The 22,636-nt window shown below is 58.6% G+C and carries 14 protein-coding genes and 1 pseudogene; 8 read left to right on the top strand and 7 right to left on the bottom strand.

Going from position 1 to position 22,636, the window contains the following annotated elements:
• Window positions 1-35: 35 nt before the first annotated feature.
• On the bottom strand, window positions 36-425 hold the full coding sequence (locus ACZ1II_RS05180; RefSeq protein ID WP_465143347.1) for a type II toxin-antitoxin system VapC family toxin: 390 nt from the start codon (window positions 423-425) through the stop codon (window positions 36-38).
• Window positions 422-667, bottom strand: coding sequence for an AbrB/MazE/SpoVT family DNA-binding domain-containing protein (locus ACZ1II_RS05175; protein ID WP_054434180.1), 246 nt, complete (start codon window positions 665-667; stop codon window positions 422-424). The genes ACZ1II_RS05180 and ACZ1II_RS05175 overlap by 4 nt, the downstream gene beginning before the upstream one ends.
• A 342-nt stretch (window positions 668-1,009) precedes the next feature.
• Here ACZ1II_RS05175 and ACZ1II_RS05170 point away from each other — a divergent pair, with 342 nt between their 5' ends.
• The 4 genes from ACZ1II_RS05170 (at window position 1,010) to ACZ1II_RS05155 (ending at window position 10,606) form a co-directional block, all read left to right on the top strand.
• The gene (locus ACZ1II_RS05170; protein WP_465143346.1) at window positions 1,010-2,212 is read left to right on the top strand and encodes a tyrosine-type recombinase/integrase; all 1,203 of its coding nucleotides are present in this window, start codon (window positions 1,010-1,012) and stop codon (window positions 2,210-2,212) included.
• A 1,025-nt stretch (window positions 2,213-3,237) separates the two neighbouring features.
• Window positions 3,238-3,603 (top strand): response regulator transcription factor, encoded by a 366-nt coding sequence (locus tag ACZ1II_RS05165; RefSeq protein WP_465143345.1) that lies wholly within the window; start codon window positions 3,238-3,240, stop codon window positions 3,601-3,603.
• 569 nt (window positions 3,604-4,172) lie between these two features.
• Complete coding sequence (locus ACZ1II_RS05160) at window positions 4,173-9,245, top strand: trifunctional serine/threonine-protein kinase/ATP-binding protein/sensor histidine kinase (protein ID WP_465143344.1); 5,073 nt, start codon at window positions 4,173-4,175, stop codon at window positions 9,243-9,245.
• Between the two features lie 530 nt (window positions 9,246-9,775).
• Window positions 9,776-10,606, top strand: a complete 831-nt coding sequence (locus ACZ1II_RS05155) for a helix-turn-helix domain-containing protein (RefSeq protein WP_465143343.1) — start codon at window positions 9,776-9,778, stop codon at window positions 10,604-10,606.
• A 226-nt stretch (window positions 10,607-10,832) separates the two neighbouring features.
• Here the strand turns inward: ACZ1II_RS05155 and ACZ1II_RS05150 are convergent, their stop codons facing one another.
• Complete coding sequence (locus ACZ1II_RS05150; RefSeq protein ID WP_465143342.1) at window positions 10,833-11,387, bottom strand: DUF488 domain-containing protein; 555 nt, start codon at window positions 11,385-11,387, stop codon at window positions 10,833-10,835.
• Between the two features lie 635 nt (window positions 11,388-12,022).
• Here ACZ1II_RS05150 and ACZ1II_RS05145 point away from each other — a divergent pair.
• Entirely contained in the window at window positions 12,023-12,382 is a 360-nt protein-coding gene (locus ACZ1II_RS05145; protein WP_465143341.1) for a hypothetical protein, read from the top strand.
• 340 nt (window positions 12,383-12,722) lie between these two features.
• Here ACZ1II_RS05145 and ACZ1II_RS05140 read toward each other — a convergent pair.
• Window positions 12,723-13,811, bottom strand: a pseudogene (locus tag ACZ1II_RS05140) (IS5 family transposase).
• A gap of 224 nt (window positions 13,812-14,035) precedes the next feature.
• Here ACZ1II_RS05140 and ACZ1II_RS05135 point away from each other — a divergent pair.
• The 3 genes from ACZ1II_RS05135 (at window position 14,036) to ACZ1II_RS05125 (ending at window position 18,101) form a co-directional block, all read left to right on the top strand.
• A complete protein-coding gene (locus ACZ1II_RS05135) occupies window positions 14,036-15,499 on the top strand; it encodes an oligosaccharide flippase family protein (RefSeq protein WP_465143340.1) in 1,464 nt (487 codons plus the stop codon).
• 191 nt (window positions 15,500-15,690) lie between these two features.
• A complete protein-coding gene (locus ACZ1II_RS05130) occupies window positions 15,691-16,875 on the top strand; it encodes an IS256 family transposase (protein ID WP_465143339.1) in 1,185 nt (394 codons plus the stop codon).
• A gap of 137 nt (window positions 16,876-17,012) precedes the next feature.
• Complete coding sequence (locus ACZ1II_RS05125; protein ID WP_465143338.1) at window positions 17,013-18,101, top strand: glycosyltransferase family 4 protein; 1,089 nt, start codon at window positions 17,013-17,015, stop codon at window positions 18,099-18,101.
• Here the strand turns inward: ACZ1II_RS05125 and glgX are convergent.
• The 3 genes from glgX to glgC are packed head-to-tail and all read right to left on the bottom strand — an operon-like array spanning window position 18,070 to window position 22,617.
• Window positions 18,070-19,878, bottom strand: a complete 1,809-nt coding sequence (glgX, locus tag ACZ1II_RS05120) for a glycogen debranching protein GlgX (RefSeq protein WP_465143337.1) — start codon at window positions 19,876-19,878, stop codon at window positions 18,070-18,072. The genes ACZ1II_RS05125 and glgX overlap by 32 nt on opposite strands.
• Entirely contained in the window at window positions 19,875-21,338 is a 1,464-nt protein-coding gene (glgA, locus tag ACZ1II_RS05115; RefSeq protein ID WP_465144534.1) for a glycogen synthase GlgA, read from the bottom strand. Before glgA ends, glgX begins: the two co-directional genes overlap by 4 nt.
• Before the next feature lie 16 nt (window positions 21,339-21,354).
• Window positions 21,355-22,617: a glucose-1-phosphate adenylyltransferase gene (gene glgC, locus ACZ1II_RS05110; protein WP_465143336.1), complete on the bottom strand. Its 1,263-nt coding sequence runs from the start codon at window positions 22,615-22,617 to the stop codon at window positions 21,355-21,357.
• Window positions 22,618-22,636 lie beyond the last annotated feature (19 nt).

Raw genomic sequence — 22,636 nt, 5'->3', positions numbered from 1 at the left:
CCCAAACGATGTCCGGTCGAAAGCCGCCTTCCGATTTAGCGAATGGCGACGATCTTCACTTGGACCACTTCCGCGATGGTCTTCCACGCTAGATCGCTGGTCCAGGCGGGAAGGCCGTCGCGCTGGGCGAGGGCGAGGCAGCACCGATCGCCAAGCGACAGACCCGCACTTGAGGTCACCGCGCGCAGACGGCCGGCGAGCTGGGCCAAAGCCTTGTCGACCGGCACCACTGCTAAAGGCAGCGGATCGAGCATCGCGTCCACTTCGCGCTCTGGCATACCTGCATGCACGAAGTGGCTGACCACCTCGGCGTAATTGACAGCGCTGATCCGCGCGCCGGCGATGGCGGCCGCCACCTTGGCGGCGCCGCGCTCACCCTTGAGCATCGCGAGCAGCGCGGAGGCATCGAGCACGATGTCGCTCATTCGCCGCTATCCTCGCGGCGACCAGCCAGGAAGGCTTCGACCGAGCTGTCGGGATTATCGCCGGTATAGCGCTTGGCCAAGGCCTGCGCGCGCGCCACCGCTTGTGCGGCGGTGCGCAGGACCACGCCATCGTCGGTTTCATCGAGATAGATCGCACCGCCATCCGTGAGGCCCAAGCGCTTGCGAATGTCTGCGGGCAGACTCATGCGACCCTTTGGCGTAATGTTGATCTGGACGGTCATGTGACGCTCAATTGTGTAAGAGGTTTCGAGGTCGCCAATATAAACCCATTGATAGACCGGAGCAACGCAACACGATGTGTGGCACGAAATTGTAGCAGGTGGCACACCCCCTCACCCGTGACACTCCCGTTAAAGTCACTTTCCATAATCGGACATTATGGTAATAACAGGCTGATTATTGCGTACAACAGGACGGCGGGGCAGAGCGTGAGTCACGAAGAAGACAACGAGACACTTCCGACCGATGAGAGCACGTCTTCAACGCTGAACCCATTCGCTTCGCCTGATGCAGAAGCGCTCGATCCGGGGTCGCATCCGACATCCGGGGCTCGTCCGGTACCAATGGCGCCCACGACCGTCATCATGGTCCGCGGCGCCGGGCCACTACCCCGTCGCCATGCACGACGCGCCCAGGCTGTCACGCCCGATCAGCGCCTCGTGGCGACGCTCGGCCGCGCGGCTTCGGACGAGTTGACGCCGGTGAGCGCAATCGGTCTCGAAACCGCGCTCGAGGCGATGGCGCCGGCCTCCAAGCTGGCCATCGCCGCCGATCTCGACTGCTGGCTCGACTGGTGTGCGCACGAGCATCGTCATGCGCTGCCGGCCGATCCGGAGGACCTGGTGCGCTACCTGCGCACGCTCGAAGCCGATGGCAAGAAACCGGCAACGCTGGCCCGGCGGATCGCGAGTCTCGCCACCGTGCACCGCATGCTCGAACTCGGCGGTGACACGCCGCCAACCGCGGCGCCGATGGTGCGCAATGCGCTGCGCGGCCAGCGTCGCCGCCAGGGCGTCGCGCAGCGCCAGGCTGCGCCGTTGCGCTTTGGCGGTGATCTCGCCGAAGTCCGCGGGTTCACGATCACCGCGCTGCTCGACGCCTGCAGCCCCGACTTGCAAGGCGTTCGCGATGCTGCGCTGCTGTCGCTCGGCTACGATGCCGGGCTGCGCGTCAGCGAACTTACTTCCGTCGAGATCAAGGATCTGCGACAGCAGGGCGACGGCACCGGCTTGCTCCACCTGCCCCGCTCCAAGACCGATCAGGAAGGCCTCGGCGCCTGGGCCTGGCTCTCGGCCGACACCATGCGCCGGATCGCGCGCTGGCGCTCGGAAAGCGGCATCGGCGAAGGCGTGCTGTTCCGCCGTGTCGGGGTCGATCGCCGCCGCCAGCGCGCCAAGGAAGCCGCCGATGCGCGGTGGGGCGATGAGGATGCAGACGGGGCGGCCGTGCTAGTCACTTTTACCGTTGGCGATGCTCCCCTCACCCGGCAGGGTGTCACCGGAATCTACCGGCGGATTGCACTCGCGGCCGCGCGGGAGGGGCTGATTGATGTGCCCACCGCCGATCTGGACGCCGCCATCGCTGCACTGTCGACTCATAGCTTGCGTGTCGGGCTGACCCAGGACCTGTTCGCCGCTGGCGAGGATGGTGCGGGCATCGCCCTGACCTTACGATGGTCTTCGCCGTCCACGGCGCTGCGTTATGGGCGGCAGCTACAAGTACAAAGCGGCGTGGCCGCACGGGTTTTGTCGCGGGTGCGGTCATAAGTTAGCGTTTCGCAGAATGGCCGGTTGCTGAATGGCGGGGCATTGTTTCAGATTCGCTGCCAGCTGCTTGTCGACTTCGGTATAGCCCATGGCCGACAAAGGAGATTTTCAGCGGTCAGCAGTTGCTGACGGTGCGGCCGTTGAAACTTTTCCCCCGTTGTCGCAATTCGCTTCTCGCGACCATGAAACTTAAATAAGGACAAGTCTTAATGTACGGCATTAAGTTGGTCGGCGGGCCATGCGACGGTAACGCCCTGAACGGTGAATTCGGCGATCAATTAAGAATGGTCCGTACTTATGGCGGCTACGTTTGCTAGACACAGCCTAATGTGCCGCTAATACCAAATGAGCTTTATCGACGATCACTTCGCGATCGTCACAAATTTGTTCGGCAATCATGATTTGAATTTTCCGTCAACGATCTGACCGACTCGTGCTCTGACGCGGTCCAAGTCTTTTGGACAGGTTGCTAAGCTAACCCTGACGTGAGGGAAGGGACGGCAATGAAGACGATGAGAAAGCGTATTCTGCAGACTCAAAGGCGAAGGTGGCGCTGGAGGCGATGCGTGGGGATCTGACGCTGGCGGAATTGGCAGTTCTATCTCGGCATGTATGGTTCCGATCTCCAGGGTTGCCCCAACCAGCGTATAGTTACAACTGCAGCGCAGATTGCCCATAGCTTTAATTGTGCTGGATTTGACCGGCCGCTTACAGGCATGCGACGTTAGGAGATTGGTAGAATTTTACGATGGCTACTACACGACCTGCTTGAGATTTTCGAGCCGTCATTCAGCAGTTGCAAAGATGGCATGAGGGTCGTGCTATCGAACAGTCGTTCAATCATCGAACAGCATGGTGAATTGATCAAGGCATAAAATCCTTCGGAAGAAGACTTGTGCATCAGTTTGTCTGTTCTGCTGCCCGAAACACGCGTTTGGTCTTGAGCACCATGATCAGTTCTACTTTTCATCATTCAGGATAATGTCATTGCACCTGATAACACCTTTGACGATCGGGAGCGCATTGTGCTAAAAACCTGTCTGATCGCGATCGTCGACGACGATCCGCTGATTCGAGATGCAATTGACAGCCTTGTGCGTTCCGAAGGGCTGTCGACCGCGATGTTTTCTGGGGGTGGCGAGCTTCTAGGCTTTACGCGGCAGAGCGAAGTCGGGTGTGTCGTGACCGACGTCAACATGCCAGACATGACCGGCCTCGAACTTCAGAGCAGAATCGTGAAGAATGGTTGGCAAATTCCGATAATCTTCATGACCGCGTTTCCCACACCCGAAGCAAGATCACAGGCGATGGCCACTGGCGCGATGAAATTCTTAACAAAGCCGGTCGATCCCGACGAGTTACTCGATGCAATAGGTCAAGCGATTGCGTAGAGCTATGCATTGCATAGCGCGCGTTGCCTGATCGTCGACGGGAGATTAACAGAAATGATGGCTTTGAATTCAAAAACCGGCAGCAGTGAAGGAGATGACATTCCGATCATTTTCATAGCCGGCTTTGCGATACCCTCGTGAGCGTAAGGCTCCGAAATTTGGTGCCATCGACTTCCCGCCCAAATCGTACCGTGATCAGAACTTTTTAGATGCCCTCGGGATTCACGCGATTGCGAGCGTAGCGGCTTCCCCGGCACGTCGGCCGGGACTCTATGGTCGTCTCACCTCGCCTGAAGAGGAAGTTAGGGCCCGTGAACTTGGAATCACGGAAATTGCCGTCAAGCTGCATCTTTCCGGCCTGATGAAGAAGGTGACGCCAGGACTTTAGCAGATATCATACGGATCAACGACAACCTCGTTCGGCAAAAAATGCTATTTCCGCACAAAACGATCATAAAACAACCACATATCAAAGTTTGCCTTCGCCACGTGACGACCTGCTCGCTAATGTTGTCGGTGCATAACACCATCTTAACCTCTGCATTTCGAGCGCGACAGCCCAAGAGCCTATGTACGACGAAGCATGGCTGGCCCATCTGCGGCCTGATACCTCATTTTCCGATGCAACTGGCCGACAGCGCCTTATCGACATCACATCGCGCAAGAGTTGGCTGTCGCTTGCGGCCCGTTGGCCGGCAACGGAGAAGGTCACTCAGTTGGAACGGGAATTCCGGCTATCGACCAACCTTGGAAGCGAAATCGCCGAAGTACCCGTTGCGCTCGTGCGCACGCAGGATGGTCCAGTCTTGCTTTTCGAAGAGCACGGCATTCTCCCGCTCAGCAAGATCGAAAAACCTCTGTCACTCGACAAATGGCTGGAGTTGGCCATCGCGGCCGCAACTACCTTAAGCCAGTTACATAGCCGGAATGTCGTGCATTGTGCGATCGACAATGCAAATCTTCGTCAGCGGCTCAACGGAGATATCGTTTTTGCTGGTTTTGGCCGGGCGATAGAAATTGATGGCAACCAGGACCAGCCCCGTGCGGCAAGTGATCTTAGCTTGCCTTACGCCTCTCCCGAACTGGCCGACCGAGTAAATCCACAGGCAGATGTCCGCAGCGATCTTTATTCTCTGGGCGCGACGCTTTACGAGCTTCTGACGGGTCAGCGGCTCTTCAATGTTTCGACTCCTGCGGAGTGGCTTCATGCGCATGTGGCCATTCGCCCACGCCGGCCCAGTTCGATCCGCGCGTCTCTTCCCAAACAGCTGGATCTTATCCTGCTGCGATTACTCGCTAAGGATCCTGCCGAACGCTATTCCAGCGCAGCGGCGCTTGGTGCCGACCTGAAGCTTTGTCACCGCCTGCTCGATGAGATGGGCGAAATCCCTAACTTCCCTCTGAACGGCCAGAGCGCATTATCAATTGAGCACAACAGCCGTGTGATCGGCAGAGAGCCTCAACTCCGCATTCTGCGAGAGGCAGCGCATCGCGTCGAGACCCTCGGCACTGCAGAGATCATCATCATCAAGGGCGCGCCAGGCGCTGGCAAATCCTGTCTCGTTGAACAGCTCAGGCGCGAACTCCCTCAGTGGACCGGCCTTTCCGGGAAATCCGATCAAAACCAGCGGCAGACGCCGTATCTGCCGTTGACACAGGCAATTGCGGCTGCCGTCGAACAGTTCGCGCAGCACAGCCCCGAGCAGGCTGCGGCAATCCGGACCCGGCTGCGTGATCAACTTGACGGCAAGGGCCGGCTCATTAGCGAACTGATTCCTGGTTTCGCCAAGATCATGAGCGACCTCCCATCAGTGCCAGAGCTTCCCGCAGAGCAGGCGCTGGCACGCTTTAATGCCACACTGGCCAAAGTGGTTGCGATCACTGCCGAACCGCCCGCACCAACAATCTTGTTTATAGATGATGTTCAATGGGCGGACGACTCAACTTGGTCTTTCCTGCATCATCTTGCCGCTTTCCCGTTATCGCATCTTCTGATCGTGCTTGCATCGCGCGATAACGAGCCACCGGCCCACGAAGTCCTTGATCTGCTCAAGATGCGCGCAAAGGAGTCAGCCACTAGGTTGACCGAGCTTGCCCTACCTCCGTTATCCTCACTCGAGCTAGCCCAGCTGGTAGATGCATTGCTTGGCAAAATTAGGGGCAGGGATCGCTTCGTCAACATCATTGGCGAACGGACGCAGGGTAATCCATACTTTGCGATTCAGCTCCTTCGCGCGTTGGCCGATGAAGAGTTCCTGCGCTTCGACCCGGTCGGGCAGATATGGGGCTGGGAGGAGGACAAGCTCTCGGGATATAGTCGCACCGATGATACCGCTCTCATGGTGCGGCGCTTATCAGCACTTCCTGCCGCAACACTCGAACTGCTGCGCATATTTGCTATCATTGGCCAGAAAGCCGAGACGAAACTGCTCGCAAGGGCGCTCAATTGCGAGCGGACAAACATCGAAGATAGTGCGGCGCCTGCCATCACCAGCGGCTTGCTCATCCGCGATAAGGACAATTTGACGTTTTCCCACGACCGTGTGTTCGAGGCTGCCTACGCGCTGACCGCGTCTGAGCAGCGTCCGGCCTATCACGCGCAAATTGCCAGGTTGATACTGACAGAGCAAAACGGAATTTCGTCTGAAGCTGCTTTCGATACCGCCTATCATATCAAACTCGCTGCTAACGGAGATATCGACCAGACGGACAAGGAACCGTTTTTAAAGACACTCATTGTCGCAGCCCGTCGAGCTCGTGCCGCCGCTGCTATTGATCAAGCAGAGCGATATCTCGACCTGTGCGACAAGCTTTCGCAAGGCGAGGCTAGTCTGCACCATCTGGCGCGAGAGACAAACTTGCTGCGGTGTGACTGCCTTATGCTGCAGGGCCGGATGGATGAGGCAACGGAGATTGTGGGCACGCTCATGGAGCGGGCAAACGGCAATCTGGAGAAGGCTGAAGCCTGCCGTCTGCGTGCAAACATTCAGACCCTTCGATCTGATTACGAAGGAGCTATTCGCGCCGGATTGGCCGGGCTTGAATACCTCGGAATCACATTGACGCGACGTCCTTCCGAAGACGTTCTGCGAGCGGCTTACTCGGACGTGGTCAAAGCACGTGCAGGACGCAGCGTTGAAGACTTAGTAGTTCTTCCGTTAGCGACGTCGCCCCACGCCGAGGCCGCAATGTCATTGTTGGCAACGCTAATTGCCTCCGTTTTCCTGGATGATGGATTGAGTTTTCTTCATGCTGCTAAGATGGCAGAGCTCTCCTTAAGACAAGGCATCACTCCTTCATCAACACACGGATTTGCTTGGTTCGGTGTTTTCGTTGCTCACCATTACAGCGAATACGCTGAAGGCTACGAATATGCTCAGCTAGCGATGATACTCAGCGAGCATAATGGCTGGCAAGCGTCTCGCGCGGCGGTTCTGGTAGCGGCGGACCAAGTTAGTGCGTGGACAAGACCAATGAGTTATGCGCTTTCCTTAGCCACCGAGGCGCGCCGTCAGGCGTTGGCGAACGGCGAAACAGCATACGCCTGCTTTGCAAGCAACCACATCGTTTCTGATCTTCTCATCATGGGCGAACCCTTGCCGCGCGTGATCGAAGAAGCTAATGCAGGCTTGGATTTATCCCGGCGTGTAGGTTTCAGGGACATCGAGAGGCTTATCTCCGCTCAGCACTCTTTCGCGTCCAGTATCATGACAGGGCACTACAATTTTCCGCACATCTCGGGAACCGGGCTCGAAGGCCCATTCGCCGAGTTGGGCTCCTCGGCCGTGTCCCAATCAACCCTGTTCTGGGAATGGCTTTATGCCGGCATGAGCGCTTATCATTTAGGGGACTTGGCGACGAGCCAAGTCTATCTCGATAAGGCGGCAATTTTGAGTTGGGCGGTGCCAGCGAATATCAATTTAAGCGATCTCTATCTGTATCGTTCTCTGACAATTTTCGCACGCGCGCTACAACAGCCGTTTGAGACTGCACAACAGTCACAGATCGAAATCAGCCACAATAAGTTTCGAGATCTTGCCGAACTAAATCCGGCAACATTCCTCGGACGCCACTTGCTCATGGAAGCCGAGACTGCCCGACATGGTGGTAAGCACTTCGAAGCCCTTCGTTTATACGAACGCGCCGTAACAGCATCTGCAGAAAGCCACCTCGTCCATGAACTGGGGATAATCCACGAACGGGCAGCCAGTCTCGCTTGGCACTGTAACCTTGACTCCACCGCGCTTCACTTTGCGCGATCGGCAAGAAACGCCTTCATTCGTTGGGGAGCGACAGGGCTGGCGCTGCGGCTTGAACAATCATATCCGATGCTAGCGCTGGACCGCGAGCAGGAGATGAGCGTTCGGTCAATTGAACAACATCAACTCGATGCCGCCGTGGCGCTGGAAGCAGCAAAAGCCCTGTCCGGCGAGATTCAGCTCGACCAGGTGATCGAGAAGCTGATGCGGGCAATGATCGTCCACGCGGGGGCTCGGCGAGGTGTTTTGCTCACGAGCCAGGCAGACACGCTGTTCGTTGAGGCCACCGGCGCGGTCATAGGTGATGATGTCGTTGTCGAGGTGCACACCCGCATTGCGCGGGATGACATCGTGCCGTTGCATCTTATCCGCAAGGCCATGGACGAGAAAACAGTCCAAATCATCCAAGATGCAACGCAGGATCCCTTCTTTGCGCCGGGACAGATCTGCGCGCGGGCGATGATGGCACTTCCGCTTATCAAGCAGGGCAGGCTCACAGCCGTTCTTTATCTGGAAAACGAACTGGCGGCCCACGTCTTCAGTCGCCAACGCACAGCGATGCTCGACATGCTAGCGCCTCAGGCCGCCAATGCGCTTGATGCTGCACGCGCCTATGCCGAACTGATGGTTGAGCATAAGCGCCGCATGGAATCCGACCAGGCTCTCCAAGACGCCCGTGCTGATCTTGACCGCAATTCTCGCCTGATCACTATGGGTAGTCTCGCAGCTTCAATTGCGCATGAGATCAACAACCCTCTTGCGAGCATTTCAGGACAGGCTAGCGCGGGCGTACGATGGCTATCCCGCGCTGAGCCCAATCTGGAGGAGGCAATCAAGTGCCTCCACGGTGCTCGCAACGGAGCCGAGCGAGCCGTCGAAATCGTCCGCGAGCTGCGCGCCTTGGCGAAACAGGCCCCCACCAAGATCGAATGTTTCGGTCTCACCGAGTTGATAACGAATGTTCTCGCGCTCAGCGGAGCGGAAATCGAAAACAGGAATATAAGTCCGCTCGTCGACCTGGAAGATTGCTTGATCAGGGGCAACTCCGTTCAGCTGCAACAGGTTGTCGTCAACCTGATCAACAACGCGCTCGATGCAATGGGTCAAGCCATCCCCCCGTCCGGAGGGCATAAGCTCGAGGTCACTTCGAAACTTGTCACTGACGGAGTCGTCGTCAGTGTCACGGACACCGGCGGCGGCATCCCGGACGACGTCATCACACGGATATTCGACCCGTTCTTCACGACGAAGGAGACCGGGATGGGCATGGGACTAGCGATCTGCCGCTCAATCATCGAGGCGCATGACGGAGTGCTGGAGGTCGAACGTCTCTCTGGAACCGGAACGCGGTTCCGTTTCAGCCTACCCGTTGATTTATCGTAAGACCGTTCGACACCAGAACTGAATGAATTACCGAAGTCCAGCGGAAATCGACGATCCAATGCCTGTCGGTTTCCATAGGCCGGGCCTCGTCTGGCCCGGATCAACCGCGTCCTTCGTCTTTCCTGTGATGGCGCTCCAATCGCAAACTTCCCACAGGACGTCGTTGCGACCAAATGCCGTTCACATGCCCACCAGATGCTTAAGATGGAGCAGAGCAAATTCGTCGCTTCCGGCGGGGGCGCCCGTCCGCAGGACATACAAGGTCCGAGCGGACATGAACGAGGTACAGAAGCCTAATATTGGGGGGAGACGAACAGCCATTCTTCTTGATAAAGAATGTCGGAGTAATTCAATCGCGTCGCGATCCCAAGAGACCTCCGAATCGACCTATGGACAGACCAGCAAAGAAATGGACTAATCGTGTACAGGCCTACCTTAGGGTAGAGGACGCCTCGAACGTCAGCTTCGTTGGTCCGGGCAAGTTCCCAATTGGGGCGGCAAGGCTGCGTTCCGTGACAGGTAATGTGGGAATGAGCGACCCTCACCTCAACGAAGACGCCTTCATGATCAATGTCCAGATGATCGACTACGAGGGAGATATCTTTCTCAACGATCATAAGCTTGCGTTTCGGCGCCAGGCACTCGGGCAAACGATGTTCTTTGACTATCGCAGAAACTGGCGCGCCAACCTCAAGTCTCCGTTCGCCTGTCTGAATTTCCATGTCGACAGACGAGCGTTTGGAATCGCAATCTCAAATGAGCGTCCGGCTGAGGTGGGCAGTCTGGTCTCAACTCCAGGCGAGCCCATTGTAGACCCACAACTCTATGGCCTAGCCCTTGCAATGTGGCCAGTCTTCGACCGGCCTGAAGAGCCCAACCGGCTTTTCATGGAGCATCTTGGCTGGGCACTTTGTGTTCACCTTGCGAATCGATACGGAATAAAAGAAAGTACATCGCAAAAGGCACAAGGCGGCCTTGCAACTTGGCAGGAGCGCAGAGCTAAAGAACAAATCGAGGCATCGCTTGACGGGGATATCTCCCTCGAAATGCTTGCGAAGGAATGCGGGCTCTCTGTCGCGCACTTTTCCCGCTCATTCAAAAAAAGCGTGGGAATGCCGCCTCATCAGTGGTTGCTCAGTCGTAGGGTGGAAAAAGCAAAGCAACTCCTCATGGACCGAGATTTGTCGGTTTCCCACGTTGCAGCCGGATGCGGATTTGCAGACCAGAGCCACCTCAGTCGGGTCTTCAGGAAAGTCACGGGAATGCCGCCTCTGGCCTGGCGCAAGCTTCATATGAATGGTGTGTGCAGTAGCAATGATATAAGCGATGACCGTCGAGCGATCACACAGGCCGAGCTTTGACGCCCCAGCGGTGATAGAGCATTTTACCGAAGGTAATACCTAAAGCCGATATCAGGCGAAGGTCTGACAGATGCCATACGCTTTTGGACCCTCCTAACTTTTGCATCCGAACCGGAGATTGGCTGAGCTAGGTGGGGCGCGAAAATGGTGCTTGGCGGTTTGTGCAGGGGCTTGGCCGTAAGGCTCATGATTGGCCGAATGAAAGACTTAAATTAGCCCGGACAATCTAGGTCCGGCTCGCCGGGTAAATCAGAGAAGGTCCTTCCTCTCGAGCAGCCGGTGTTATCACCGCGGGAACGATGTGGCCGAGATCCATAATGTGCAGAACTTCACGGCCCTCATGCAACAAGTAGTCAGAGACAAGACGTCGATGGCATCGCCACCAGACTGCCTCGGAGCACATGATAGCTGCTCGCCGTGAATGGCTCAGCTGCTCAAGTTCAGAAAGGCCCTCACGGAATGCCTCGCTCAGAGCATAATCGGCGTAGTTGTGAAAGCTGCGATTTTCCCAAAAAGCATTGGTTTCCGGCGCAATCTCGCGGGCAATGTTGCGCCTGCCGCCTAAAGCCTCGAGCCTTGTATAATCGATCTTTGCTACGGCGAGATCACGCTCGAGGTTATTACCGTTGAACTGCGGGTTCGCTCGGGACATGGGGATCTTGCGAATATCGATCACAATCTCAATTTGGACTTGTCTGACCATTGCAAGAAAGCGATCGATCGTCCGGTTCGAATGACCGATCGTGTAAACAGGGAAGACTCCAATTTCTATCGCGGGCATGATTCCTGCCTTTTTTCTGTCAGCGCCGACACTTACCTTAAATCGGCGCTACCACTCCCATCTAGTTCGCGCGCTTCAACCGTTTCAATCGGCGCACAAACAGACCCGACATCGGAGTGCAATAGGGGAGTTAGATTGTCCCGATCTTACCCGGTGGCGGGATAGCGGAGGGAGTAGCACCAAGGCAGCATCTCGCAACGGCGTAAATCGCTTTCTCTTCCGTGTACAGGGGATCCGCATCGATATTTGAACGGCCAGCTATTGTTGCCAGTTTCGAGAATGGTACGTGAGCCGGTCGAGCAAAGCGATCGTCATCTTTGCATCGCCTACTGTGGGCATACGTCCAAGGCGAGTTATTAGAGATATGATGATCCATGTGAGCTCATAAAGATTAGTGAGGCGGAGCAACAACCGGCCGTCGGAAGCGCCCGAATATGACCAGTCCGGCATTTAAGGTATGAAAAATTTCGCCAGTGCATCGTCCGGTGAATTAGGAAAACCGACAAATGATCGAGCCCTCTCGTCATCCGTTATTTAACATAATGATTATTATCAACTCGAATAGCGTGAGTCCTAGATAGAAATGACACTGCCTGAAGCCCTCTCGACACAACCATAGATCCCGCAGGCATTTGATGATCAAAAAGGCTTCGCTCTTCATAGAAGGTAGTAAGAGATCTGCTTCTGAACTAGACCTTGTCGATGAGCGATTTTCTCCAACGCAATTCAGACAGGCACGGATATCGCCGTGCGAGCGCAACTCTTATTGCATCGACAACATTTCCATTGATTTCGCTCTGCCTGGTCCAGTTTCCATCGGCCATATCGTTTCTTGCGGTGGCGACTTCGGCGGGTTCATTTATCATATTGCTCATACTTACATTGCACCGCCTTCGAAACGCGGCGATTTCCAGTTTATGGCTTCTGCCCATGATTTTTGTTCCGCCAATCTACCCGCAGTGGAAGCTGGGTTCGTGGTCATGGGGAACCGTTGAATTATCTCTCAGCGGATTCCTTTTCTTTATACCAGTCGTGATCGGTTGGCTCGCCATGGCGAAGGATAACGGTTCACCCACACCGACATCCCGAACATAGCCCGTTATACGCTTTCTGCTGCAGTCTGAGCTTGCATTCATGCGGATGACCGCGAGCACTCGCGTTGCAGGAATTTCGTAATCAGAAGGAAGGACTTTGCGCGAACTGGACACCTCGAAGAACCGTCTGATTTCGGCATGATGGAGGCATGAAGGCTCACGATTGGCGTATGAGCCTTGGTTTCGGTGGGTGATCTGCTGATTTTTGCTGGAGCGGCGGTTGTGCAGGCCATCTTTGGCGTCACGCGGGCGCAATTCGCCCCTCGAGCCAGGCCAGGCGCTGGAAGTTATAGGCAAGGTTGGTCATGCCGATCTTGATGCGGGCAGGAGCAATACCGATGGTGCGCACCACCAGACCCATGCGGTGCTTTTGCCCGGCAAAGACGTGCTCGACGGCGGAGCGGACCGCGGACCGCTTGGCATTGGCGCGTGCAACACGCTCAGGCATCGCTCGGCGGTGCGGCTTGCGCTGGTGGATGTGGCTGGTGAACATGGCCTTGGCGAGAAAGGCTTCGTTCTTCTTGGAGCGGTAGGCCGTATCGGCCTATACTCCCGAGGCCGTATTGTCCGGACTGATCAGCGCCGGCAGCCTTGCGCCATCGTGGGCATTGGCGGCGCTGGCATCCCAGGTGCGGATCAGGCCATGCGCCCGGTCGATGCCGATATGGTTCTTGTAGCCGAACATCGGGATAGCCAGATCGACCGGCTTGAAGGCCTTGGGGTCCGCGCCTTCCTTGACCTTGGCCTTGGTGTACTTGACGCTCCAGCGGGCATCGCGATCCTTCTGCCGGATCTTCGCAGGGTTATCCTGCCAGCGCTCGGGGATCCGGCCCTCCTTGATGGCCGCCTTCTCCTCCTCGGTGTTCCGCTGCTTCGGGGCTGGCACCACGGTGGCGTCGATGATCTGCCCGCCCATGGCGAGGTAGCCCCGGTCGGTCAGCGCGGCATCGAAGCAGGCAAATAGCCTGTCGATCGCCTTGGCCTTCACCAGACGCTCCCGGAACAGCCACACTGTCGTCGCATCGGGCACCGTGCCATCCAGGCCAAGCCCCAGAAAACGCTGGAAAGAGAGGCGATCTTTGATCTGGAACTCGGTCGCTTCGTCCGAAAGCGAGTAGAGCGCCTGGAGCACGAGGATCTTGAACATGAGGACCGCATCAAACGGCGGACGGCCACCCTTGCCGCGAGGACTACGGCGCAGCGCCGCTACCAGCGGTCCCCGGAAAACCTCGAAGTCCACGACTGCCGCCAGACGCTCCAGCGGATCGCCCGCCGCGCTCAACGCCTCATGTCGGTCCGAAAGATCGAAGAAACCCGGCTGCCCTGCCATCATCGCCTCCGCTATCGCGTAAAGGCAGTGAATCACTTCAGGCCGTCAGGCGCCACGAGTTTTTCGAGGTGTCCAGCTTCATCCGGTATGGTGGCATTTCAAACCCGAAAACAGCTTCTTGGTGATAGAACCCAGGAATGCGCGGAATGAATATTAACGACACCTCCAGAAAAACACCTGTTCCGTCGCCCCTATTTTACTGAAAATAGAGGTGGGTTATCCTGATGAATATCTTGTCCGCAACGGCTGAAAGCAATCGTCCTTATAGAAAAATTCTACTAGTATCCATCGCATTTTCAGGGCGTGCTCTTGAGCAGTTTTCGACTTTGGTCATGACGTTCATGGCTGCACATTTTCTTGATCCACAAGAATTCGGTATATTCAGTGTCGCCAATGTATTTATCATGCTTATTCACACATTGACCTATAGCGGCATTTACCAGTTCATCATCAACGGGCGCGCTAAAGACGATCTCGTCATTTCGACATCGTTCTGGATGATCATTTTACTCGTCGGATCGATATCTGCATTGCTTGTTGCAGCAGCCATGCCTTTGCAGTGGTTGTTGCAAGCGCCCGAACTGGGCTCCGTGATAATCCTGCTCGCCTTGGCGCAACCGCTTTCCGCAGTCGTTGCCTGGTCATCGGCCACTTTGTTGCGGCGAAATGCAATTGAACAGAACTTCAGGTTTGTTTTCATCGAAAACCTAACCGCGCTTGTGGGAGGCAGTGCAATACTGTTCAGCTGGCATTCGCTCTATGCCCTGGTTGCCGCTCGTTATGTTCGAGTGGTGTTTGGTGCAGGCCTGTTTTTACTGGGAGGAAGAACTCGGCCACGGCTTGAGTTGGACATTGCGCTAGCCCGTAAAGCCCTTGCTTTTTCAGGAAACCTCTATGGTTCGCGTTTGCTGGGGTTTCTGTCCCGATATGCGGGAGACGTGCTTCTGGCTTTCTTTCACTCGCCGGCAGATGTCGGCCTCTATCGCTTCGGAAATCGCATCGCGACCGGGGCAACCGATGTTCTCGGTCAGCCGATGAGCAACTTTGCCTCCACGCAGCTTGGCGCAGCCGCACGCCGGGATAAGGACCTCGCCTCTCCCTTGGCACAGCTTTCGGGCACGATTGCCTTACTTACCGGCCTGGTCGGGGGCGTCGTGATCGTATTTGGGGAAGATATCGTCGCCGCAGTGTTTCAGCCTGCCTATCTTGCGGCTCTCGCCGTAACCTATGCCATGGCCTTGCGGGGAGTGGCGGGGGTTGGGCAGCTTCTGATCGAACCGGCATTCTCGGCGCTCGATCGCACGAAATGGGTAATGGCCTACAACCTCGTCGTGGCCATAGTGTCGGTGATTGCGACGCTTCTGGCCGCACCTTTTGGTATCGAAGCGTTGGCCTGGAGTCAGGTCTCCATAGTTCTTCTGAGCACATTCTGGGCTTTCGCTCTCATGCGCAACAAGGGTGGTCTGTCGATCAAACCCGCCGTGTACAATTTCGCAAAAGGCAGCATCCTGGCACTGGTCTATGGACTGTCGCTTTATGCCTTCAGGTCGAGCGGCATTCCGGCATCGATCGGTTCGGTCAGCACGATGCTCGCGGTGGAACTCGCAGTTTCGATGTTGATGGCATTGGCGATACTGTGGCTGGGAATTCGCCTGCGGGTGTTCAGCCTTGAGGTGTTTTCCAGCTGAAGCACGATCCCTGACGACGTTAACCTCGTCCAATCCGAATACAAAGCCATGTGCCGATCGAGGTTGTGTAACCAGAGGTCTGGAAATTCGAACGTGTCGGACGCGCTGAGCTGGTGCCGGGGCATGCCCCGGCACCAGCTGCCCATCTTCAGCATTCCATGGAGTTACCACACACCTATGGAGCAAGAGAAATGGACAAGCGCGACGATACAGCGATCGAGGCGGTTCTGGAACAGTTGATCGAACACGGCCCCGAAGGGATTGCGACCGTATTCGCGCGCACCTTCGAGATGGCGATGCGCATCGAGCGTGAACGCTTCCTGGGCGCGCAACGCTATGAGCGAACGCCCGACCGGCGCGGATATGCGAACGGCTACAAGCCCAAGCGGATCGATACGCCAGCGGGCACGGTGCATGTGGCCGTGCCCAAAACCGCCGGCCATGACGGTCAGCCCTTCTTCCCGCAGTCACTGGAGCGCGGCTGCCGGTCGGTGCGTGCGGTCATGCTGGCCGTGGCAGAGATGTACGTGAAGGGCGTCTCTACCCGGCAGACCGAAGCGGTGCTGCGCGAGTTTGGGATCGATGGCATATCCTCTTCACAGGTCAGCCGCGCGGCAGCGATGCTCGATGACGAACTGGAGGCGTGGCGGACCCGCCCGCTCGGCGAGATCCGCTACCTCATTCTCGATGCGCGGTACGAGAAAATGCGCCAAGGCGGCGTTGTGCGCGATGCCGCGGTATTATCTGCGATCGGCATCGGACCTGACGAGCGCCGCCGGGTGCTGGGCGTCAGCGTTGCTCTGTCGGAAGCGGAAGTCCACTGGCGCAGCTTCCTCGATGATCTGGTCGCGCGGGGCATGCGAGGCGTCGAATTCATCGTGTCCGATGATCATGCGGGCCTTCGTGCCGCTCGCCGGGCGGTACTGGGGGCGGCCACCTGGCAGCGCTGCCAATTCCACCTCGCCGCCAATGCCATCCATCACGCTCCGGGCGTCGCCATCCGCGCTCGCATCGGCTCAGAGCTGCGCAGCGTCTGGAACGCCGGCTCGCTGGCAAAGGCACAGACTGCGCTCGAAGAGCTCGTCACCGGCTATAGAAAAACCGCACCAAAGCTCGCCGCGTGGCTCGAAAACGCCATTCCCGAAGGTCTGGCTGTCTTCACCCTGCCGGAGCACCACCGCCGCCGCCTGCGCACCTCCAACCCGATCGAGCGCGCCGTCCAGCAGGAACTCAAGCGCCGTACCGTCAAGGTCAGGGTCTTCCCCAACGAACACGCGCTCCTGCGCCTCGTCTCCGCCGTTCTGGTCGAAATCGACGAAACATGGGCCTGCGACAACAAGGCCTACATCAAATGGGAATGCCGAGATGCTGCGTGATCCTGCCCAGATTCAATTTCCATACATCAGGTTGCTCAATCGCCGATCGATATCGCTTCGCGCTATCTGCTCAAGTGTGAGCGATTTAGTCGAACTCAATCTGCAGTTCCCACACAAGCAACAGGCAGCGTGAATTCATGGCCTCCATTGCCATCAACGGAAAGTTCCTGAGCGGCGGCGTCAACGGCGTGCATAGAACGGCAGCCCACTATTGCGATCAACTCATCAAAAGAATGGCGCAAGACCATGAAGTAAGCCTGCTCGCCCCCCTCGCCTCGCCCGCCGTCGCGGATTTCCAGCACCTCGCTCCCATAAGGGTGAAAGGTCGCATGGGCAGCGGCCAGGGCTGGGAAATGCTGACCCTGCCATGCCATTCCCGCAAGTCTCTTCTTGTGAATTTCTGCAATCTTGCCCCGCTCCTGCACGCCAACAGCGTTGTCATGATCCATGACGCACAGACGTTCCTTTTCCCGGAAGACTATTCCGGACGACAGGCGGCGGGCTATCGACGGTTGCTGCCCTGGATCGGTCGACGTGCCAGACGGATACTCACCGTGTCGGAATTTGCGCGTCAGGCACTTGCCGACCATGGCATAGGACACCTGGGCAAGATCGAGGTCGTCCATAACGGCACGGATCACCTCCTCGATATAGCGGAGGATCACCGCATTCTAAGGCGCCACAACCTGGAGCCTGGCGGATATGTCCTGACGATCGGATCGCTGAAACGGTACAAGAACTTGCGCTGCGTTTTTGAGGCCTTGCGAGAGCCTCTACCTGACGGAAAAAAGCTGGTCGTCGCCGGTGGGCCGCCGCCCGAACGTTACCGGGAAAGCGGCTGGGTTCCTCCATCGGGTGCAGTCTTCACCGGTTTCGTTTCCGATCCGGAGCTGCGTGCGCTCTACCAGGGCGCGGCGGCCTTCGTTTTCCCCTCACTGACGGAAGGGTTCGGTCTGCCGCCGGTAGAGGCCATGCATTGCGGAACCCCGGTCGTTACCGCGCGGGCTGGAGCCATGCCGGAAGTCTGCGGCGGGGCAGCTCTGCTCGTTGCGCCGGAAAGCCCCGGAGGATTCCGCCAGGCTCTCGAAGCCATTCTGAACGATTCCATGCTCGCCGACGATTTGCGTGGCCGGGGACGTATCCGCGCGCAGCAATTGTCCTGGAACCGTGCAGGCGAGCGGCTTCAATCGATCATTAGTGGTCTTCTGAAGGAAACACCTCGATAATCGCCGTTCGTGCCTTACGATCCAGCAAGACACGGTGGCCGCTCGCTTCCCAGGCGAGGCGACCGGCTCCCGGTTGTTCCCAGTCGGAAACCGTCATGCCTTCACCCTCCCCGTTCAGCCAGCGAATATCCGCGGAAAGGCGCGCAAAGCCCAATGGGGCGGCCGCGCGGATCGCCGCCAGCGTAGCTGTGTGATCTTCCAGGTCGAGGTCCCGGTTTTTCCAATCGACCCAACCTGTCGCATTGTCCTGGCAATAGGCGTTGTTGTTGCCCTGTTGGCTGCGACCGAACTCGTCCCCGGCCGTCAACATGATCGTTCCTGTCGAGGCAAAAAGTGTGCCGAGCAGCGCCTTGATATCCGCCCTGCGCGCGGCAAGGACGAGAGGGTCGTCCGAAGGGCCTTCCACGCCGTTGTTCCAGCTGAAGTTTTCACCATGGCCGTCGCGGTTCTGCTCGCCGTTGGCCTCGTTGTGACGGTTTTCGTAAGACACCGTGTCGGCAAGCGTGAAGCCGTCGTGTGCTGCCAGGAAGTTGATCGAACGACAGGATGCGCCTGACGGCACTGGACCGAATATGTCGCTGGAGCCGGCGATCCGGGTCGCGAGCTTGCCGATACCTTCCTCGCCCTTCCAGAAGCGGCGTACGTCGTCGCGGAAGCGGTCGTTCCATTCGAGCCAGTTTTCCGGAAAACGGCCGAGTTGATAGCCGCCTGGCCCGGTGTCCCAAGGCTCTGCGATCATGATGCGCGTAGACAGAACCGGATCGCCCGCGATTTCCGCGAAGATCGGCGCGGCGGGATCGAAGCCAGGCCCTCGCGCCAGTACCGGCGCAAGGTCGAAACGGAAGCCATCCACGCCGCAAGTCTCGACGAAATGACGCATGGCATCGAGGGCAAGTCGCCGGACAGCGGGGTTGGCGAAGTCCAGCGTATTGCCGCAGCCGGTGTCGTTTATCAGTGCACCGTCGGGGCCATGGGCGTAGGCCGCGTTGTCCAACCCGCGCAGGGAAATCGTGCCGCCCGCAACATCGCTCTCGCCGCTGTGATTGAATACGAGATCGAGCAGCACCCCGATTCCTTCGGCATGAAGCGCGGCGACAGTCTCGCGCAGTTCCGTAACGCCGCCCGGGCACAGGCCGGGATCCAGCGCCATCATCGCGACCGGGTTGTAGCCCCAGGCATTGACGAGACCGAGCGGCGGCAGGTGCCGTTCGTCGATCCAGGCTATGACAGGCATCAGTTCGACCGCGGTGACATGCAACTTCTTCAGGTGTGCAATCACGGCTGGATGCGCGAGCGCAGCCACGGTCCCACGCACCGGTTCGGGCACTTCGGGATGGAGCCGCGTGAAAGCCCGGATATTGAGTTCGTAGATCAGCCCGCCATGCGCGAAATGTGGGTGCGCAAGAGGTAACGGCTCTGCCGCAGCGGGCACTATGGCACGAGGTACGAGGTCTGCCGTGTCTGTTCCGAACTCGGCTAGACGGCGATCCTGCACGAAGCGGCGGTCCAACTCTATCGCATAGGGATCGACGAGCAGTTTCGCCGGATCGAACCACGATCCACGTTCCGGCGCCCACTCGCCTGCCGCGCGGTAGCCGTAGAGCGCGCCGGTCAGATCACCGGGTAGTTCCAGAACCCAGTCGGAGCCGTCCCGTTCCATGGCATGGCGCTGCTCGTCATCGCCCTCGAACAAGCAGAGCCAGACCTCACTCGCCAGCGGACTGCGCACGGCAAAGCGCGTCTTTTCCGCGCCGACCGAGGCGCCGAGCATGCTCATGCCGTCAGAGCGCGGTAGAGATTGGCATAGGCCTGCCCGCTCGCGGTCCAGGAGAAATCGCACTTCATCGCGTTCTTCTGGATCGTGCGCCATTGCTCGGGTCTGCCGTAAAGGTCGACGGTACGGGTCAGAGCAGCGGAGACGGCATCGTAGTGGACGCCGTCGAACTGCACTCCAGTCGCCACTCCGGCGGCGAGCGCGGCGGGATTGGCGTCGATCACCGTGTCCGCCAGTCCGCCCGTGCGCGCCACGACCGGAATGCAGCCATAGGCAAGCCCATAGAGTTGGGTCAGCCCGCAAGGCTCGAAACGCGAGGGGACAAGGATTGCATCGCCGCCACCCTGCATGCGGTGCGAGAGCGCTTCATCATAGCCGATGCGCACACCGATCCGCCCCGGATGTCGCGTCGCTGCGGCGAGCAAAGCCTGCTCCATCGCGGCGTCGCCCGATCCCAGCAGCGCCAATCGCCCGCCGATGCCGACCAGATGGTCGAGCACTTCCAGCAGCACGTCCATGCCCTTCTGCCAGGTGAGCCGGGTGACGACGATGAACAGCGGACCGTCATCGCGGTCCAGCCCGAATTCGGTCTCCAGCGCCCGCTTGTTGGCGCTGCGCCGTTCCAGCTTGCGAGCGTCGTAGCGCGCGGCGAGCGCAGTGTCTCCGGCGGGGTTCCACATTGCCGTGTCGATCCCGTTGAGAATACCGGAAACTGCCTTGCCCCGTGCCACGATCAAACCCTCCAAGCCCATTCCGAAAGCGACGGAGCGGATTTCGCGCGCATATGTCGGACTTACCGTCGTCACGGCATCGGCGCAGGCGAGGCCAGCTTTCAACATGCCGATGCCGCCGTGATACTCGATACCGTCGATCGACCAAGCCTCGCGGGGAAGGCCGAGGCGCGGGAAAGTTTCGGCGCCGAACCAGCCCTGGAAAGCCATGTTGTGGATGGTGACGATCGACGGCACTCGCCCCGTATCACCACCGAACGGCGCAAACCGCAGGTAGGCGGGGGCCATCGCCGCCTGCCAGTCATGGGCATGGACGAGATCGAAGCGCATGGCCTTGCCTCGGCTGACGACCGCGCCGCCCGCGATATCCGCCGCAGCCCGGCCCAGCGCCGAGAAACGCTGCCAGTTGTCCCCCCAGTCCTGCCCCGCCGCATCCCCATAAGGCGCGCCGTCACGGGCATAGAGCGCCGGTGCGTCCAGCACGAGCAGCGGATAGCCGTCGATCTTTCCTGCCAGCAGCCGCGCGGGAACGCCCAGCAGCGAGTCCCAGACATGGACGCTCCGTACCCGCCCCAGCGCCTTCAACACCGAAGGATAACCGGGCAGCAGCGTCGTCATCTCCACACCATGCCCGGCAAGCGCAGCCGGAAGCGCGCCGACGACATCGGCCAGCCCCCCGGTCTTGACCAGCGGCACGGCTTCGGAAGCTACGGAAAGGACTTTCAACGATATTCCCATTGTAATCGGATCACAGGCCCAGCCGGTCGATCATCGGCTTGGTGATGAGGCAGACCCCGTTGTCGGTGCGCCGGAAGCGGCGACCGTCGAGTTCCGGGTCTTCGCCCACCACCAGCCCTTCCGGAATCCGCACGCCGGAATCGATCACCACCCGCGACAGGCGGGCATGGCGGCCGATGTTGCAGTAAGGCAGGATTACCGCCTCGTTGACTTCGGAATAGCTGCCCATCTTCACGCCGGTGAACAGCAGCGAGCGCCGTGCCAGCGAGCCGGAGACGATACAGTCCTGACTTATCAGCGAGGAAATCGCCTGTCCGCGCCGCCCTTCCTCGTCGTGGACGAACTTGGCGGGCGCGGCAACGACGGTGTCGGTCCAGATCGGCCAGTCGCGGTCGTACATGTCGAGCTTGGGCACCGTGTCGGTCAGGTCGAGATTGGCTTCGAAATAGGCATCCACCGTGCCGACGTCGCGCCAGTATTCCTCGATTTCCTCGGCGGCGCGGATGCAGGAATTGGTGAAGCGATGGGCCTGCGCCTTCCCGTGCTTGACGATGTAGGGGATGATATCGCCGCCGAAATCGCGCTTGGAATCCGGCTCGGCGGCATCGCGGCGAAGCTGCTCGAACAGGAACTCGGTGTCGAAGACGTAGATGCCCATCGAGGCAAGCGCATGGTCCGGATCGCCGGGGATCGCAGGCGGGTCCTTGGGCTTTTCGAGGAACGAGGTGATGACGTCGTTCTCGTCGACATGCATCACGCCAAAGGCCGTCGCATCCTTGCGTGGCACCACCAGGCAACCCACCGTCACGTCCGCGCCCGAGTTGACGTGCTGTTGCAGCATCAGCTCGTAGTCCATCTTGTAGATGTGATCGCCCGCCAGAATGACCATGTACTTCGGACTGTAGGCGGCGATGATGTCGATGTTCTGGAACACCGCGTCCGCCGTGCCCTCGTACCAGAGCAGTTCGGAAATGCGCTGGCTGGCGGGGAGAATGTCGAAACTCTCGTTGCGTTCGGGCCGCATGAAGTTCCAGGCGCGGTTCATGTGCCGGATCAGGCTATGCGCCTTGTACTGTGTGGCGACGCCAATGCGGCGAATGCCCGAATTGATCGCGTTCGACAGCGCGAAGTCGATGATCCGGCTCATGCCGCCGAAATAGACTGCAGGTTTCGCGCGATTGTCCGTCAACTCGGCCAGGCGGCTGCCGCGTCCGCCGGCAAGAACATAGGCCATGGCATCGCGCGCAAGTGGCGATCCGGTCGGCGTCCTCATTGCAATCACTCTCCTTCGT

The sequence above is a fragment of the Novosphingobium sp. BL-S-20 genome, from assembly GCF_055521635.1.
The sequence above is the reverse complement of the archived record's forward strand: the minus strand, read 5'-3'. Positions and strand labels throughout refer to the sequence as shown.

Coding starts and splice junctions, on each gene's coding strand:
- glgX (WP_465143337.1), bottom strand. CDS start 19,878: ATGAGCATGCTCGGCGCCTCGGTCGGCGCGGAAAAGACGCGCTTTGCC.
- ACZ1II_RS05175 (WP_054434180.1), bottom strand. CDS start 667: ATGACCGTCCAGATCAACATTACGCCAAAGGGTCGCATGAGTCTGCCC.
- ACZ1II_RS05150 (WP_465143342.1), bottom strand. CDS start 11,387: ATGCCCGCGATAGAAATTGGAGTCTTCCCTGTTTACACGATCGGTCAT.
- ACZ1II_RS05125 (WP_465143338.1), top strand. CDS start 17,013: ATGGCCTCCATTGCCATCAACGGAAAGTTCCTGAGCGGCGGCGTCAAC.
- ACZ1II_RS05160 (WP_465143344.1), top strand. CDS start 4,173: ATGTACGACGAAGCATGGCTGGCCCATCTGCGGCCTGATACCTCATTT.
- ACZ1II_RS05130 (WP_465143339.1), top strand. CDS start 15,691: ATGGACAAGCGCGACGATACAGCGATCGAGGCGGTTCTGGAACAGTTG.
- ACZ1II_RS05145 (WP_465143341.1), top strand. CDS start 12,023: ATGATCAAAAAGGCTTCGCTCTTCATAGAAGGTAGTAAGAGATCTGCT.
- ACZ1II_RS05135 (WP_465143340.1), top strand. CDS start 14,036: ATGAATATCTTGTCCGCAACGGCTGAAAGCAATCGTCCTTATAGAAAA.
- ACZ1II_RS05155 (WP_465143343.1), top strand. CDS start 9,776: ATGAGCGACCCTCACCTCAACGAAGACGCCTTCATGATCAATGTCCAG.
- ACZ1II_RS05180 (WP_465143347.1), bottom strand. CDS start 425: ATGAGCGACATCGTGCTCGATGCCTCCGCGCTGCTCGCGATGCTCAAG.
- glgC (WP_465143336.1), bottom strand. CDS start 22,617: ATGAGGACGCCGACCGGATCGCCACTTGCGCGCGATGCCATGGCCTAT.
- ACZ1II_RS05170 (WP_465143346.1), top strand. CDS start 1,010: ATGGCGCCCACGACCGTCATCATGGTCCGCGGCGCCGGGCCACTACCC.